The 16,320-nt window shown below is 69.9% G+C and carries 12 protein-coding genes; 6 read left to right on the top strand and 6 right to left on the bottom strand.

Annotated features, from left to right (window positions below; all coding sequences use genetic code 11):
- Positions 1-3: 3 nt before the first annotated feature.
- Complete coding sequence (locus tag UAJ10_RS27695; protein WP_322918597.1) at positions 4-687, top strand: response regulator transcription factor; 684 nt, start codon at positions 4-6, stop codon at positions 685-687.
- A 1-nt stretch (position 688) separates the two neighbouring features.
- A complete protein-coding gene (locus UAJ10_RS27690; RefSeq protein ID WP_322918596.1) occupies positions 689-2,056 on the top strand; it encodes a sensor histidine kinase in 1,368 nt (455 codons plus the stop codon).
- A 7-nt stretch (positions 2,057-2,063) separates the two neighbouring features.
- On the opposite strand, the gene UAJ10_RS27685 is transcribed toward UAJ10_RS27690, so the two are convergent.
- Positions 2,064-2,756, bottom strand: a complete 693-nt coding sequence (locus tag UAJ10_RS27685) for a DJ-1/PfpI family protein (protein WP_322918595.1) — start codon at positions 2,754-2,756, stop codon at positions 2,064-2,066.
- Between the two features lie 107 nt (positions 2,757-2,863).
- On the opposite strand from UAJ10_RS27685, the gene UAJ10_RS27680 reads away from it, so the two are divergent.
- From UAJ10_RS27680 to UAJ10_RS27665, 4 genes are all read left to right on the top strand, one after another.
- A complete protein-coding gene (locus tag UAJ10_RS27680) occupies positions 2,864-3,802 on the top strand; it encodes a GlxA family transcriptional regulator (protein ID WP_322918594.1) in 939 nt (312 codons plus the stop codon).
- 253 nt (positions 3,803-4,055) lie between these two features.
- Positions 4,056-6,029 (top strand): methyl-accepting chemotaxis protein, encoded by a 1,974-nt coding sequence (locus UAJ10_RS27675; protein WP_322918593.1) that lies wholly within the window; start codon positions 4,056-4,058, stop codon positions 6,027-6,029.
- Positions 6,030-6,102: 73 nt separating this feature from the next.
- Positions 6,103-6,306 carry a hypothetical protein gene (locus tag UAJ10_RS27670; protein ID WP_322918592.1) on the top strand — a complete coding sequence of 68 codons (204 nt, stop codon included), beginning with the start codon at positions 6,103-6,105 and terminating at the stop codon, positions 6,304-6,306.
- A gap of 111 nt (positions 6,307-6,417) precedes the next feature.
- The gene (locus tag UAJ10_RS27665; RefSeq protein WP_322918591.1) at positions 6,418-8,520 is read left to right on the top strand and encodes a S9 family peptidase; all 2,103 of its coding nucleotides are present in this window, start codon (positions 6,418-6,420) and stop codon (positions 8,518-8,520) included.
- A 69-nt stretch (positions 8,521-8,589) separates the two neighbouring features.
- On the opposite strand, the gene UAJ10_RS27660 is transcribed toward UAJ10_RS27665, so the two are convergent.
- From UAJ10_RS27660 to UAJ10_RS27640, 5 genes are all read right to left on the bottom strand, one after another.
- A complete protein-coding gene (locus UAJ10_RS27660) occupies positions 8,590-11,697 on the bottom strand; it encodes an efflux RND transporter permease subunit (protein WP_322918590.1) in 3,108 nt (1,035 codons plus the stop codon).
- A complete protein-coding gene (locus tag UAJ10_RS27655) occupies positions 11,694-12,863 on the bottom strand; it encodes an efflux RND transporter periplasmic adaptor subunit (RefSeq protein ID WP_322918589.1) in 1,170 nt (389 codons plus the stop codon). Before UAJ10_RS27655 ends, UAJ10_RS27660 begins: the two co-directional genes overlap by 4 nt.
- A gap of 97 nt (positions 12,864-12,960) precedes the next feature.
- Complete coding sequence (locus tag UAJ10_RS27650; RefSeq protein ID WP_322918588.1) at positions 12,961-13,596, bottom strand: TetR/AcrR family transcriptional regulator; 636 nt, start codon at positions 13,594-13,596, stop codon at positions 12,961-12,963.
- A 169-nt stretch (positions 13,597-13,765) separates the two neighbouring features.
- Entirely contained in the window at positions 13,766-14,674 is a 909-nt protein-coding gene (locus tag UAJ10_RS27645; protein ID WP_322918587.1) for an alpha/beta fold hydrolase, read from the bottom strand.
- A gap of 60 nt (positions 14,675-14,734) precedes the next feature.
- The gene (locus UAJ10_RS27640; protein WP_322918586.1) at positions 14,735-16,273 is read right to left on the bottom strand and encodes a cation:proton antiporter; all 1,539 of its coding nucleotides are present in this window, start codon (positions 16,271-16,273) and stop codon (positions 14,735-14,737) included.
- Between the last annotated feature and the right edge of the window lie 47 nt (positions 16,274-16,320).

Genomic DNA, 16,320 nt, shown 5'->3' with positions numbered 1-16,320 from the left:
GCCATGAAGGTGCTATTGGTCGAGGATAACGAACGGGTGTCGCGCTTCGTCGTGAAGGGGTTGCGCGAGGCGGGACACACCGTGGAGCACGTCGACAACGGGCGGGACGGCATGTTCCTGGCGACCGGCGAACCTTTCGACGTCATCGTCATGGACCGCATGCTGCCGGGCGACATCGACGGCCTGACCATCATCGAGACCCTGCGCAAGATCGGCACTCAGACGCCGGTCCTGATCCTGAGCGCGCTCAGCAGCGTGGATGAGCGCATCAAGGGTCTGCGCAGCGGCGGCGACGATTACCTGACCAAGCCCTTCGCCTTCGGCGAGCTGCTGGCGCGGCTGGACGCGCTGATGCGCCGGTCGCCCACCGGCGCCGTGCCGGAAACCAGCCTGGCGGTGGGGGACCTGCGCATGAACCTGCTGTCGCGCAAGGTGACCCGGGGCGAGCGGGTCATCACCCTGCAGAACCAGGAGTTCAAGCTGTTGGAGTACCTCATGCGCCACGTCGACCAGGTGGTGACCCGCACCATGCTGCTGGAAGGGGTGTGGGGGTATCACTTCGACCCCCAGACCAACGTGGTCGACGTGCACATCAGCAAGCTGCGCCAGAAGATCGAGGGGGAGGGGGAGCCGCCGCTGCTGCGCACGGTGCGCAACGCCGGCTACATGATGACGGCGGGCGGCTGACATGGCGCCGGCCCCCGCCTCGCCCTTGCGCTCCTCCGCCTATACCCTGGCGCTCAGCTATGTGCTGCTGGGGCTGGTGACGCTGGTGCTGTTCGCCGCCCCCCTGGGCTATGCCTGGCGGGTCACCATCGACGACGGCCGCACCGAGATCCTGCAGGAGGACGCGCAGCGCTTCACCGAAGTGTTCCGCCAGCGCGGGCCCGACGGGCTGGTGGCCTTCCTGAACGAGCGCATGAGCATGCAGATCGCGGCGGAGCGCATCCTGTTGCTGACCGACGCGGCGCACACGGTGCTGGCGGGCAACCTGCCGGCCTGGCCCGGCGACTTCCCCGACCGGCAGGGTGTCTACAACGCCCCCATCAAGATGAACGGCCGGACGGTGCAGGCGCGCCTGGTGCACGTCGTACTGCCCGGCGGCTATCACCTGGTGGTGGCGCGCGACATGGCCCACTTCCGCCCGCTGGAGCAGCGCTTCTGGTACAGCCTGCTGGCGGCCATGGGCGTCCTGCTGCTGCTGGGCATGCTGGGCGGGTTCCTCATCCGCCGGGCGGTGCTGCGCCGCATCGACGACCTCAGCCGCACCGCCACCGGCATCGTCCAGGGCGACCTGTCGCGCCGCCTGCCCACCACCCGGGGCCAGGACGAGTTCAACACCCTGTCCCGCACCATCAACGGCATGCTGGACCAGATCGAGCAGCTGGTGCACGGCGTGCGCAACGTCTCCAACGCCATCGCCCACGATTTGCGCACGCCCTTGGCGGAGCTGCGGTCGCGGCTGGAGGAGGTGAGCGTCACCCGTCCGCCCCTGGCCGAGACCTATGCCGAGGTGGACGGGGCGGTGGCCGACGTCGACCGCGTCATCGGCATCTTCAACGCCCTGCTTCGCCTGGCGGAGATCGACACCGGCGCCCGCCGCTCCGGCTTCGCCGAGGTCAACGTGGCGGAGGTGGCGGCCGGGGCCGTGGAATTCTACCTGCCGGCGGCGGAACTGAAGGGCGTCGCCCTGACCTTCCGGGGCGACCAGGGGATGATGACCATCCTGGGCGATCCCATCCTGCTGGCCCAGGCCGTGGGCAACCTGATTGACAACGCCCTGAAATTCACGCCCGAGGGCGGCGCCATCACGGTGGAGGTCGGCAGCGGCGCCGATGGCAAGGTCGAGATGTCGGTGAGCGATAACGGTCCCGGCATCCCGGACGAGGAAAAGCCGAGGGTGACCGAGCGCTTCTATCGCGGCGACATGGGCCGCGGCACCCCCGGCGTGGGCCTGGGCCTCAGCCTGGTCAGCGCCGTCGCCAAGCTGCACGGCGGCGCCTTCGACCTGGCGGACAACCACCCGGGGCTGCGCGCCTGCATGCGGCTGGCCTAGTCTGCAGCTAAGGCACCATTCGGCGGGCGTACTCCTCCACGTCCGCCATGCGCTTGGGCAGGATGGCGCCGTAGATCTCATCCACCCGCCGCTTCACCTCCGGCCGCGCCAGTTCCGGGCGGCCGCCGGGGAAGGGGGGTTCGGGCGCGTATTCCAGCATCAGCAACAGGGCCTCCGCCGCGTCGGGCCCCGCGATCTCGGCGGCCACGGTGAAGGCGAAATCCAGGCCGGCGGTGACGCCGCCGCCGGTGATGATGTCACCGTCGCGCACCACGCGGCCGGCGTCGGGAATGGCGCCGAACCGGGCCAGCTGGCCGCGCCAGGCCCAGTGGCAGGCCGCCCGCTTGCCCTTCAGCAGGCCGGCCCCGGCCAGCACCAGCGACCCGGTGCAGACCGAGGTCAGGTAGCGGGCGCCTGCGGCCAGGCGGCGCACCTGCGCCATGGTCTCGGCGTCGTTCAGCACGGCGGCGATGCCTGTGCCGCCGGGGACGAACAGCAGGTCGCAGGCCGGAATGTCGGCCAGCCGCTCCGTCCCCTCGAACCGCAGGCCTTCGTGTGAGGCGATGGTGCCGCCGGTGGCGGACGCCACGCGGGTGGTGATGCCGGGCAGGCGGCTGAACACCTGGTGCGGGGCGGTGAAGTCCAGTTGGGTCATCAGGGGGAAGACGACTTCCACGACGGTGAAGGCGGTCTGGTTCATGGGAAAGCTCCAGGCTGGCGGAGAGGGCGGGGCCAACGGTGCCCTCGACAGGCGCTGGCAGCAATGCCATAAATCCCACCTTTCCTGCCAACGAGGGTACAGCGCCCATGGCCCGCACCATCGCCTTCCTGGCTTATCCCGGGTTCCAGATCCTGGACGTCACCGGCCCCCTGGCGGCGTTCGAGATCGCGGGCCGCTATGCCCGGCAGCCCTATGACATCCACGTCATGGCGCTGGAGGCCGGGCCGGTCGCCAGCTCCTCCGGCGTGCTGCTGATGGCGGGGCCGCCGGTGGATCCGGCGCAGGTGGACACGCTGGTGGTGGCAGGCGGCGAGGGGGTCAACGCCGCCAGCGCCGTGCCGGCGCTGCTGGATTATGCCCGCGCCGTGGCTGGCCAGGCGCGGCGGGTGACCAGCGTTTGTTCCGGCACCTTCCTGCTGGCCGCCGCCGGCTTGCTGGACGGGCGGCGGGTCACCACCCACTGGTACCGCACCAGTTCCTTCGCCCGGCGTTTCCCCCAGGTGCGGCTGGAGGCTGACCGCATCTTCATTCGCGACGGTCTCTATTGGACCTCGGCCGGCATCACCGCCGGCATCGACCTGGCGCTGGCCCTGGTGGCGGAGGACCAGGGCGAGGCCATCGCCCGGCGCACCGCCCGGCAACTGGTCGTGCCCTACCGCCGCCAGGGTGGGCAGTCGCAATTCTCCACCCTGCTGGAAATGCAGGGCGCCAGCAGCCGCTTCGGGGAACTGCTGGCCTGGGTGCGGGACAATCTGGCGCGGCCGCTGACGGTGGAGGAACTGGCGGCCCAGGCGTCCATGAGCCCGCGCAACTTCGCCCGCGCCTTCGCCGCCGAACAGGGCGTGACCCCGGCCAAGGCGGTGGAGCAGTTGCGGTTGGAGGTGGCGCGGGACCTGGTGGAGGAAAGCCCGGCCTCGCTGGATCGTATCGCCCTCGAAACGGGATTCGGTGATGCCGAGCGCATGCGGCGGGCCTTCATCCGCACCTTCGGCGCGCCGCCGCAATCCATCCGCCGGTCGGCCTAGACCCGCCTTGAGGTGGGGCAAACGCAGGATTGCGGGGTTGCGCCGGGCGGGCAAGGGTTCAGGCCCAGGGCGGATTTTATGGGCGTTCGCTGCCTTGAGCGGAGGCGGTTGCCCTTTAAAGGTGCAGATGCGGAAAACTTCTCGCGCATGCAAAAATTTGGCGTTTAACCGCTCTGGAATCTGATCTAGTCTGTTGCTTAACGGGGCTGGCCTTGACCGCCCCTATAAACAGACATGACAGTGCGAGGGGGCAATGAACTCCAGACCGTATGCTGGCATGCGCTCAATTGAGCAGTCGGGCAAACGAACGAAGTTCGTCTACAGGATTGTCGCTTTCACCGCAGTATTTGTGGCGCTGGCCTTCAGCGTCCTTGGATATGTCATCTACTCTGTCTCAAGTGATACTTTAACGGCGCAGATCAATACACAAATCAAATCGACGGGCGAGTCGGCCGCCGATGGCATCCAAAAATGGCTGATGGGCCGTGTCTCGCTGGTGCGCAATCTTGCCGACGACATCGCGGTCAGCGACGGCGGCCATGTGAAGGATCTGCTGGCCGGTTCCACGCTCAGCGGCACCTTCAGTCCCGTCTACCTGGGCGACACCGCCGGCGTCTTCACCATGTTCCCCGCCATGGATCTGCCGCCGGGCTACGACCCGCGCCAGCGCGGCTGGTACAAGGGGGCGGACGCCGCCCGCCAGACCTTCATGACCCAGCCCTACGTCAGCGCGTCGGGCGGCAACCTGGTGCTGACCATCGCCACGCCGGTGATGAAAGGCGGGACGCTGCTGGGGGTGGCGGCCGGCGACCTGGACCTGGACATGGTCAAGACCTTCCTTAGGTCCTTCGACCTGGGGGGCAACGGCCAGGTGTTCCTGATCGACGGCGACGGCACCGTGCTGGTCCACCCCGACAAGGACCGGGTGATGAAGAAGCTGGCCGAGGGCTTCGACATCCAGCAGCACCTGGGCCGCACGCCGGAGCAGGCGGGCGACACCCTGACCTCCTTCTACCCCATCAAGGACCTGCCCTCGGCCCACTGGTACGTGGGCGTGACCATGGACGCGACCAAGGCCTTCGGGCCCCTGCGCTCCCTGGGCATGCTGATCATGGTGGCCACGGGCGTCACGGTGGCGGTGCTGGTGCTGTTGCTGGGGGCCGTGACCTACCGCCTGGTGGCGCGGCCCATCGATGAGATCACCGGCACCATGATCGCGCTGAGCGAGGGCGCCGTCGACGTGCCCACGCCGGCGGTGGACCGGCGGGACGAGATCGGCGCCATGGCCCGCGCGCTGGAAGTGTTCAAGCGCAACGCGGCCGAGGTGGCCAAGCTGCACCAGGAACGCACCCAGTTGCAGGAGGCGGCGGAGCGGGAGCGCCGCGCCACGGCGGAACGGCTGGCCAACGACTTCGAGGCCAACGTCTCCTCCGTCCTGAAGCTGGTGGCCCAGGCCAGCGGCCAGGTGGACGCGCAGAGCAACCATCTGGCGGCCGGCCTGGCGGACGCGCGGCGCAGCAGCGACGCCGTGCGCGTGGCCACGGACGAGACGTCCACCAGCGTGGAGACGGTGGCGGTGGCGGCCGAACAGCTGTCCGCCTCCATCGGCGAGATCGCGACCCGCGTGACCCAGAGCGCCGAGATCGCGACCGACACCGCCTCCCGGGCGGAGACGGCGCGCCAGACCATCGAGCATCTGGCCGGCCAGATGGAAAAGATCACGGAGATCGTGAACCTGATCACCCAGATCGCCAGCCAGACCAACCTGCTGGCGCTGAACGCCACCATCGAGGCGGCGCGGGCGGGGGAGGCGGGCAAGGGCTTCGCCGTCGTGGCGTCGGAGGTGAAGAACCTGGCCAACCAGACGGCCAAGGCGACCGAGGACATCACCGCCCAGATCGAAGCGACGCAGCAGGCCAGCGGCCGGGCGGTGGCGGAGGTGCGCACCATCGCCGAGGTGTCGGCCCGGGCGCAGGAGGTGGCGGCCAACATCGCCTCGGCCGTGGAGCAGCAGGGGGCGGCGACGCGGGAAATCTCGCAGAACGCCAGCATCGTCGCCCGCGGCACCCGCGCCGTCACCACCAACATCCACGCCGTCAGCGACGTGGTGGTGGACAGCGCCGACCGTGCCAGCCACGTGCTGGGCACGGCCGGGGAACTGGCGCAGCAGCTGAAGACCCTGGACGAACAGGTCAGCCGCTTCGTCACGGCGGTGCGCGCGGCGTGACGGGGCGCATCCAATCCGCCGGTCGGGGGTTGTGGTCCGGTCGCGACCCAACCCCCACCGGACGGAGGATGCCATGGCACCAGAACCCCAGGAAGAACCCGAGGACCAGCCGACGCACGGACGCCCCGACGCCAACCCCGACGCCGTGCGTCCCGGCACGCCCGGCGCGGGGGAGAACCTTTGCCGCCGCTGCGCCGGCACCGGCACGGTGGACGGCCGCCCCTGCCCGGATTGCGGCGGCACCGGCCGGGTGGTGACGCCGGTGGGCGGCGGTTAGCCACCGATCATCAGGTCCCGTCTGGCGGCGGCCCCGCAAACGTGACAGGCTGTGCGCCTGCACCGGGAGCGGGGCCCGGGCCGACAGAAGAACAATGCAGATGGGACCCACATGACCATACGTTTGCACCGGGCGGCGTTCGCGCTGGCCCTCACGCTGGGCGTCGCGCCCTGCGCGCTGGCGCATGCCGCTTCCCCCGCCGCCACCACGCCCGAGGCGGTGGCCCCCGCCCATACCCTGACGCCGCGCGACGCCTTCGCCTTGTCGCAGGCCAAGGATGTGCAGATCAGCCCGGACGGCAAGCGCATCGCCTATACCCGCTCGTCCGAAGACATCATGACCGACAACGCCCGCAGCGAGGTCTGGCTGGTGGACGTCGCCAGCGGCCAGCAGGCCCCGCTGGGCGTCCCGGGCAGCAGCCGGGCGCGCTGGTCGCCCGACGGCACGCGCCTGGCCTATGTGGCCAAGGGTCCGGGCGACAAGCCGCAGATTTGGGTGCGCTGGCTGAGTGGCGCGGGCAGCGGGAACAGCGCGGCCATCACCGCCCTGCCGGAAGGCCCGTCCGACATCGCCTGGTCGCCGGACGGCAAGCAGATCGGCTTCAGCATGTTCGTGCCGGAAGAAGGCAGCAGCCTCGGGTCCCCCCTGGCGGCGCCGGAGGGGGCGAAGTGGGCGGACCCCATCAAGGTCATCACCACCATCAACTATCGCGAGGATGGCGAGGGCTACGTCCGCCCCGGGTTCAACCACATCTTCGTGGTGCCCGCCGATGGCGGCGCGCCGCGCCAGCTGACCAGCGGCCAGTATGACGACGGCGGCGCCCTGTCGTGGATGCCCGACGGCAGCCACATCGTGTTCAGCACCAACCACGGCAAGGATTGGGAACGCGATCCCCTGAACTCCGACGTCTTCTCCATCGACACCACCACCGGCGGCTTGACCCAGCTGACCACGCGCCACGGCCCCGACCAGGAACCGGTGGTGTCGCCGGATGGCAAGCACATCGCCTTCGTCGGCTTCGACGACAAGGAACTGGGCTACCAGAACAGCGTGCTGTCGGTCATGAACGCCGACGGCAGCGAAGCGCGGGCCCTGACCGCCGGCTTCGACCGTGACCTGGGCAGCCCACGCTGGGCGGCGGACGGCCGGTCCATCTACGCCCTCTACACCGACCACGGCGTCACCAAGGTGGCCCGCGTCACCCTGGACGGCAAGATCACCACGGTGGCCGAGGGCCTGGCCGGCAGCGAGTTGGACCGCCCCTATTCCGGCGGCGGCTTCAGCGTGTCCAAGGACGGCGTGGTCGCCTTCCCCTGGGGCGACCCCACCCACCCGGCCGACGTCGGCGTCAGCGCCGGCCCGGGGGAGCAGAAGCGCCTGACCACCCTCAACGCCAGTCTGTTCGCCGGCAAGACCCTGGCCAAGGTGCAGCATCTCCCCACCACCTCCACGGCCGGCGGCGTGCCCATCGACGCCTGGATGGTGACGCCGCCGGACTTCAACCCCGCCAAGAAGTATCCGCTGGTGCTGGAAATCCATGGCGGGCCCTTCGCCAGCTACGGCCCCGTGTGGTCGACGCAGGACCAGCTCTATGCCGCCGCCGGCTACATCGTGGTCTACGCCAACCCGCGCGGGTCAACCTCATACGGCGAAAGCTTCGCCAACCAGATCCACCACAACTATCCCAGCCAGGATTTCGACGACCTGATGAGCGTGGTGGACGCCGCCATCGCCAAGGGTTCGGTCGACCCCAACAACCTGTTCGTCACCGGCGGTTCCGGCGGCGGCGTGCTGACGGCCTGGATCGTGGGCAAGACCGACCGCTTCAAGGCGGCGGTGACGCAGAAGCCGGTGATCAACTGGACCAGTGAGGTGCTGACCGTCGACGGCTACACCTTCATGGCCAAGTACTGGTTCGGCAAGATGCCGTGGGAGGATCAGGAGCAGTACTGGCGCCGCTCGCCGCTGAGCCTGGTGGGCAACGTCAAGACCCCCACCGCCGTCATGGTGGGCGAGGAAGACCACCGCACGCCCCCCAGCGAGGCGGAGCAGTACTACGCCGCCCTGCAACTGCGCAGCATCCCCACCGCCCTGATCCGCGTGCCCGGCGCCAGCCATGGCGGCCTGGCCGAACGCCCGTCGCAACTGGTGGGCGAGACCAACGCCATCCTGGCCTGGTTCAAGAAGTACCGGACGGATACCGAGGCCAAGTAAGCGGCGTGTATCAGCTAACAAAAACCCCGGCCGGGTCGCCCTGGCCGGGGTTTTTTCACGGCGTCGGCGTCACTCCGCCGGGACCGCCCTTGGGTAATGCGGCACCTCCTGAGGGGCCGCCGTGGCGCCGTCCGCCTTCACCCGGAACCACAGGGCGTAGAGGGCGGGCAGGAAGACCAGGATCAGCACCGTGCCCACGGCCGTGCCGCCGATCAGCACATAGGCCATGGACCCCCAGAATACCGACTGGGTCAGGGGGATGAAGGCCAGAACGGCGGCCAGGGCCGTCAGGATGACGGGGCGCGCGCGCTGCACCGTGGCCTCGATCACCGCGTGGTAGGGCGACAGCCCTTCCTGCTGGTTGGTATGGATCTGGCCGATCAGGATCAGGGTGTTGCGCATCAGGATGCCCGACAGGCCGATCAAGCCCAGGATGGCGTTGAAGCCGAAGGGCTGGTGGAAGATCAGCAGCACGGGCACGGCGCCCACCAGGCCCAGGGGCCCTGTCAGGAACACCATGGCCATGGCCGACAGGGATCGGGTCTGCAGCACCAGCACCAGCAGGATCAGGGCCGCCATGATGGGGAACATGGGCGCCAGCGCGGCGTTGGCCTTGCCCGCCTCTTCCACGTTGCCGCCCATCTCGATGCGGTAGCCGGCCGGCAGCGCGGCGATGACGGGGGCCAAGGCGTTCTGGATGGCCATGGACACCTGGGGCGGCTGCAGCGCGTCGTCGATGTCGGCTTGTACCGTGATGGTGGGCACGCGGTCGCGGCGGCGCAGGATGGGCTCCTCCGCCCGCACCTCGACATGGCCGATTTGGCTCAGCGGCACCAGGCGGCCGTCGGCGCTGGTCAGGGTCATGTCGCCGAGGCGGGCGGGGTCCAGGCGGTCGGGGCCGGCGCTGCGGGCCGTCACCTGCACCACGCGGATGTCCTCGCGCACCTGGGTCACAGGGGCGCCGGTCAGCAGGAACTGCAACTGCTGCGCGGCGTCGGTGGGGTTCAGGCCGATCAGGCGCAGGCGGTCCTGATCCAGCACGAAGCGCAGGGTGGGCGCCCGTTCGCCCCAGTCCTGGTTCACCAAGCGGGTGTCGGGGTTGGCCCGCATGACGGCCTGCACCTGATCGGCGATGCCGCGCAGCACGGTCACGTCGGGCCCGCTGACGCGGAACATGACGGGGAAGCGCGAGGGCGGGCCGAACACCAGCTGGGTGACGCGCACCCGGGCCTCCGGCACCAAGCCGTCGGCGATGGCCTGGCGCAGGTTGTCCTTAAGCCGGTCGCGCGCCTTGTCGTCCGGGGTCAGGACGATCATCTTGGCGAAGGACGGGTCGGGCAGCTCGGGGTTGTAGGACAGGAAGAAGCGCGGCGCGCCCTGGCCGACATAGGTGGAGACGATCTTGGCCTCCGGCTGCCGGCGCAGCCAGTCCTCCACCTTCTTGGCGGCGGCGCTGGTGGCCTCGATGCTGGTGCCCTCGGGCATCTGCACCTCCGCCATGATCTCCGGCCGGTCGGAGGTGGGGAAGAACTGCTGCTTGACGAAGCCCATGCCCACGCCGGCCAGCAAGAAGGTGCCAACCACGGCCAAGGCCACCCGGCCGCGGTGGTCCACCGCCCAGGTGATCAGGCGGCGCAGACGCTGATAGCGCGGGGTGGCGTAAATCGCGGCGTGCCCGCCGGGGATGGGCTGGATGTTGGGCAGCAGCTGGACACCCAGGTAGGGCGTGAACACCACCGCCACCACCCACGAGGTGATGAGGGCGAAGCCCACGATCCAGAAGATGTTGCCGGCATACTCGCCCGCGGTGGACTTGGCGAAGCCCACGGGCGTGAAGCCGATGATGGTGACCAGGGTGCCGGACAGCATGGGGGCGGCCGTGTGGCTCCAGGCGTAGGCGGCGGCCTTGATGCGGTCGTAGCCCTCCTCCAGCTTCACCACCATGATCTCGATGGCGATGATGGCATCGTCCACCAGCAGGCCCAGCGAGATGATCAGGGCGCCCAGGGTGATGCGGTCGAAGGCGCGGCCGGTGACCTGCATGATGACGAAGACGGCGGCCAGGGTCAGCGGCACGGCGGCGGCCACGACGATGCCCACGCGCCAACCCAGGCTGGCCAGGCTGACGAACATCACCACGGCCAGGGCCACGAAGAACTTCAGCATGAACTCGCCCACGGCCTCGTGAATGTTCACCGCCTGGTCGCTGACCTTGCTGAGGGTCAGGCCCACCGGCAGCTCGGCGGCGATCTTTTTCTCCTCCGCGTCCAGCGCCTTGCCCAGCTCCAGCCCGTTCCAGCCCTCCTGCATGACCACGCCCAGGGCCAGGGCCGGGTCGCCGTCGTGGCGGATCAGGTAGGTGGGCGGGTCCTCGTACCCGCGCTTCACCTCGGCCACGTCGGCCAGGCGGAAGGTGCGGCCGCCGGCCACGATGGGGGTGTCGCGGATCTTCTCCAGGTCGTCATAGGCGCCGTCCAGGCGGATGTAGACCTGGGGGCCGTCGGTGTCGATGGACCCGGCGGGCGTCACCGTGTTCTGGCGGGCCAGCGCGTCGAAGATGTCGCGGGCGCCGATGCCCAGGGTGGCCAGGCGGGCGTAGGTGAAGTCGACGAAGATGCGCTCCGGCCGCTCGCCCAGGATGTCCACCTTCTTCACGCCCGGCACGTGCAGCAGGCGCTGGCGCAGGGTTTCCGCCTCGCGCGTCAGCTGGCGGGCCGGCATGCCCGGCGCCTTCACGGCGTAGACGGCGAAGTCGGTGTCGGAATATTCGTCGTTGACGAAGGGGCCCAGGGCGCCGGCGGGCAGGGTGCGCGCCTCGTCCCCCAGCTTCTTGCGCGCCTGGTAGAACTGTTCCGGCACGGCCGAAGGCGGCGTCTTGTCCTGCAGCGACAGGGTCATCAGCACCATGCCCGGCCGGGTGAAGGTTTCCACCTTGTCGTACCAGCGCAGCTCCTGCAGGCGCTTTTCCAGGGGCTCGGCCACCAGGTCCTGCATCTCCTGCGCCGTGGCGCCGGGCCAGACGGCGCTGACGGTCAGCACCTTGATGGTGAAGGCGGGGTCCTCGGCGCGGCCCAGCTTGAGGAAGGCGTAGACGCCGGACAGGGTGATGGCGATCAGCAGGAACAGGGTGATGGCGCGTTCGCGGACCGCCAGGGCCGACAGGTTGAAGCCGCTCATTTCAACGCCCCCTGGTTCGGGATCGCCTGGTTCGGCGCCGCCTGGGTTTGGGCCGCCCGGGTGGGGGCCGCGCTCCGGGCCATGCGCACCGTTTCGCCCTCATGCAGGAAATGGCCGCCCAGGGCCACCACCCGCTCGCCGGCCTTGAGGCCGCCCAGCAGGGTGGCTTCCTCGGCGCCCAGCTGGCCCACCGTCACCGGGCGGAAGGCGACGGTGGCCTTGTCGCCATCGGTCCCGCCGGTCAGCACCCAGACGCCGGGGCCCTTGCCCTCGTCATTCAGGGCGCCCAGTGGGACTGAAACGGGTGGTGTGTCATCGCCGGCCTGCTGGGACAGATGCACCGTCACCGTGGCGCCCAGGGGGGCCTGGGCGGCGGCGCCGTCCAGGACGTAGCGCGCCTCATAGGTGCGGGTCTGGGTATCGGCGGCGTCCGACAGCTGGCGCAGGGTGGCGGGCGCGCGCACGGCGCTGCCGTAGAGGGTGGCGGTGGCGTGAGAGCCCACGGCCGGCCGCACGGTTTCCGGCAGGTTCACCGCCGCCTCGCGCGGCCCGGCATGGGCCAGGCGCACCACGATCTGACCGGCGGTGACCACCTGGCCGGGCTCGGCCAGCGTGTCCATCACCGTGCCGTCGGCATCCGCCACCAGGGTGGTGTAGGCGTCGTCGTCCTGCGCCACCCGCAACTGGGCCAGGGCGGCGTCCAATTGCGCCTGGGCGCCATCGGCGGCGGCCTTCTTCTGGTCGTAGGCGGAGGGGGAGACGGCGCCGTTGCCCACCAGGGCGCGGTAGCGCGCCTCATCCGCCCGGGCTTGCGTCAGCGTGGCCTTGATCATGGCCACCTGTCCCTGCTGTGTGGTGATGGCGTGCGCGTAGTCGGTGTTGTCCATGCGCATCAGCGGCTGGCCGGCCTTCACCGACTGGCCGGGGTCCACCAGGCGCTGGGTGATCTTGCCGGCCACGCGGAAGCCCAGGCCGCTCTGCACCTTGGCGGTGATGACGCCGACATAGGCGCGCTCGTCGCGCGTCGCCGGCTGGGCGGTGGCCACGCGCACCAGGCGCTCGGCCGTGCGCGGGTCGGGGGCAGGCTTGTCACAGGCGGAAAGCGAAGTGCCGGCCAGGGCCAGGACGGCCAGGGTCAGCAGGCGGGAAGATACGGGGTGCCGCATGGCGAAGCTCCATCCCTGAAGGAGCCTCGAGCATACAGACGGGTGACGATTTCGTCAATCCGTCACCCGTAATGCTTCATCCGTTACTTATCACATGTCAGGGGCGCAGGCTGCGCAACACCAGCCCACCGACCGCCGCCGTGGCGGCGTCCAACATGTCCAGCTTCTCTTCCAGCATCAGGGGATGGGCGAAGGGCCACAGCGTCTCCTCGATCGCCAGGCACACCTCGTCCAGCGGGGTCTCACGCTCGAACTCCCCCGCCTCGCGCCCGGCGACGACCAGGGCGCGCACCATGTCCCGCAGCTCTTCCTCATACGTCGTGCCGGCGTGCCAGTTCTCGGTGACGGCGGTGACGACGATGTCGTGCAGCCGGCGTTCCTCGAAAAACAGGTCCGCACCGGCCCGCGCCAGGGTGGGATAGACGCGGCGCAGGCGTTCCCCCGCCGAGAGGGGCTCCGCCATGATGGCGCGCAGCTGGGTGGTGATCTCGCCCAGGCAGCGGGCGCAGATGGCCTCACCGATGGCCTGCTTGCTGCTGAAGAACTTGTAGATGTAGGCGGTGGATAGGCCGATGGCCTTGGCCAGGTCCGCCACCGTGGTCTTGTGATAGCCGTAATGGCGGAAATGCTGGTCGGCGGCTTCGACGATCTGGGCGCGGCGTTCATGGTCGAGGGGGCCGCGCTGTCCGGCGGAGGCCGGGCTCGCGGGGGCGGGACGCGCTGCGGTGGTCATGGGCGTGCGACCTTCAAATAATGAGATCCGGGCGGATCGGTCCGCTGGCTGTGTGCGGTCTTGCGGACGGGGAGATCCGACGCCCCCTTATGTATGTGATAAATGACACATTGACAATATCGTCACTCATAGAGTGCGCTGAATAACCACCGGCAACCAATCGAAATGGTCAGGCGAAGAAGTCCAGGAAGGCGGCCAGCACCTCGTCCGGCCGCTCCTCCTGCAGGGTGTGGCCGCAGTCCAGCGGCCGGCCGCGTACATCGTCGGCCTTCTCCCGCCAAGTGGCCAGCACGTCGTACAGCTGGCCCACCGTGCCGTGCGCGCCCCACAGGGCCAGCAGCGGCGCCGTCACCCGCCGGTGCGCGTCGTCGGCGTCGTGCGCCAGGTCGATGGTGGCGGCGGCGCGGTAGTCCTCGCAGATGGCGTGGCGGGTGGCGGGATCCCGGTAGCAGCGCAGATACTCGGCGAAGGCTGCCGGTTCGGTGGCGCCGGCGGTCTTGTTCTGGCGGTCGATATGGCTGCGCAGGAAGAATTCCGGATCGGCGGCGATCAGACGTTCCGGCAGGGGCGCCGGCTGGATCAGGAAGAACCACCAGAAATACCGGGTAGCGAATTCCTGGTTGGTCCGGGCGTACATGGTGGCGGTGGGCGCCACGTCCAGCAGGGCCAGGCGGCTGACCGCATCGGCATGGTCCAGCGCCATGCGGTGCGCCACCCGCCCGCCCCGGTCATGACCGGCGACGGCGAAGCGCCCATGCCCCAGCGCCCGCATCAGCAGCACCAGGTCCAGCGCCATCGCGCGCTTCGAATAGGGGGCGTGCGTGGCGTCGCTCTCCGGCTTGCCGCTGTCGCCATAGCCGCGCAGGTCGGCCGCCACCACGGTGAAGCGCCGCGCCAGGGCCGGGGCGATCTTGCGCCAGGTGACATGGGTCTGCGGATGGCCGTGGAGCAGCAGCAGGGGCGGGCCCGCGCCGCCGACGGCCGCCCGCAGGGTGACGCCGGTATCGACGGCGACATCCACCAGGCGGAAGCCGGCCAGGAAGGGGCTGGGGGCCCGCTCGACAAGGATCGCGTTCATGCCGCCAGCATGCCTTCGCGCGGCCGCCAGGGGTGATGCAAGCTTTGCATAAGCCGATGCTCAGCTCTCGGCCAGCTCCAGCTCATCGGGCAGGGCGGCCGCCAGCTCGGCCCAGTCCAGCTCTTGCTCCAGGGTGTGGAACACGTCGTCGTCGATCCGCCCGCCGCGCCGCAGGTTGGCCAGGGCGCGGCGCTTGGCGGCAATGGTCTCACGGCGCAGCTGGGCCGTCTCGCTGGCCTCGCGCGGGTGCCGGCCGCTGGATATGGCGGCGCGGTCGCGCTCATAGATCTCGCGCATCAGGCGCGCGCCGTCGCCGTCCTTGTCCTTCAGGCTGGCCAGGGCGGCGTCCAGCAGGGTGCCCCGGGCGAACGTCAGGTCATGGGCCAGGCTGTCATCCGCCGGAAAGCGTAACAGGCGGATCAGCGGCCCCAGGGTCAGGCCCTGCGCCACCAGGGTGCCCAGCACCACGGCCAGGGCGCACAGCACGATCAGGTCGCGCTCGGGAAAGCCCTCCGGCAGGGCCAGCGCCGTGGCCAGGGTCACCAGCCCGCGCATGCCGCACCAAGACACGACCAGCCCCTGGGCCAGGCTGGGTGGCTGGTCGTACCAGCCCCAGCGGGCGATCAGGTTGACCAGGCGGTTGTACAGCATGACCCAGGCCAGCCGCACGCCCACCACCACCGCCAGCACCGTGCCGGCGAACGCCAGGGCGCGGTCAAGCTGGCCGTCGCCCAGGTGGCTGAGGATGCTGCGGGCCTGCAAGCCGGTCAGCAGGAAGGCCAGGACGTTCAGCAGGAAAACCACCGTGCCCCACACGGCGTAGGTGTTGACGCGGTCGCGGGCCCGCTGGCGATAGGGCACGTGGTGGGCCAGGGTCATGGCGTTGGCCACCACGGCCAGGATGGCGGACAGGTGCAGCCGGTCGGCGATGACCCAGACGGTGAAGGTGCCGGCGAAGCTGGCGATGGTCCCGCCCAGCGTGCCTTCCAGCGGCCGCGACAGCACGATGTAGGCGCGCGCCGTCAGGTATCCCAGCAGCAGGCCGCCGGGCACGGCCAGCGCCACCTCCGGCGCCAGCTTCTCCAGGCTTCCGTCCTGCGCCCAACCCACCGCCGTGGCGAAGATCAGCAGGGCCACGGCGTCGTTCAGTAGGCTTTCTCCCTTCAGCACCGTGACGGTGCGGCGGGGCAGGCTGAAGCGGCCCAGCATGGTGCTGGCCGCCGCCGCGTCCGGCGGAGCGACGATGGCGCCCAGGGCCACGGCCGCCACCAAGGGCATGCCCGCCAGGGCCACGCCCGCCCAGGCGACCGCCGCCGTGGTCAACACCACGGCCAGGCCCGCCAGCGCCACCAGCGGGATCCACAAGGGCCGCAGGGAGCGTGGCGGCAGGTCATAGGCCGCGTCCAGCAGGGTGGGGGCGATGAACAGGGTCAGCGCCAGGCGCGGATCCATGCTGATCTGGGGCGACCAGGGCAGGGCCGCCACCAGCCCGCCGGCCAGGGCCAGCAGGGCGGGATAGGGCACGGCCAGGCGGCGCGACACCTGCAACAGCAGGATGGCCGCCACCACCAGCGTCAACATGCTTTCAAACAGCGCCACGGTTATCCCCGCCTTCCCCAAGCCGGGGCAACCTAGCATTTCGCCGG

Source organism: Nitrospirillum guaranorum, assembly GCF_034653275.1.
GTDB lineage: Bacteria > Pseudomonadota > Alphaproteobacteria > Azospirillales > Azospirillaceae > Nitrospirillum.
The sequence above is the reverse complement of the archived record's forward strand: the minus strand, read 5'-3'. Positions and strand labels throughout refer to the sequence as shown.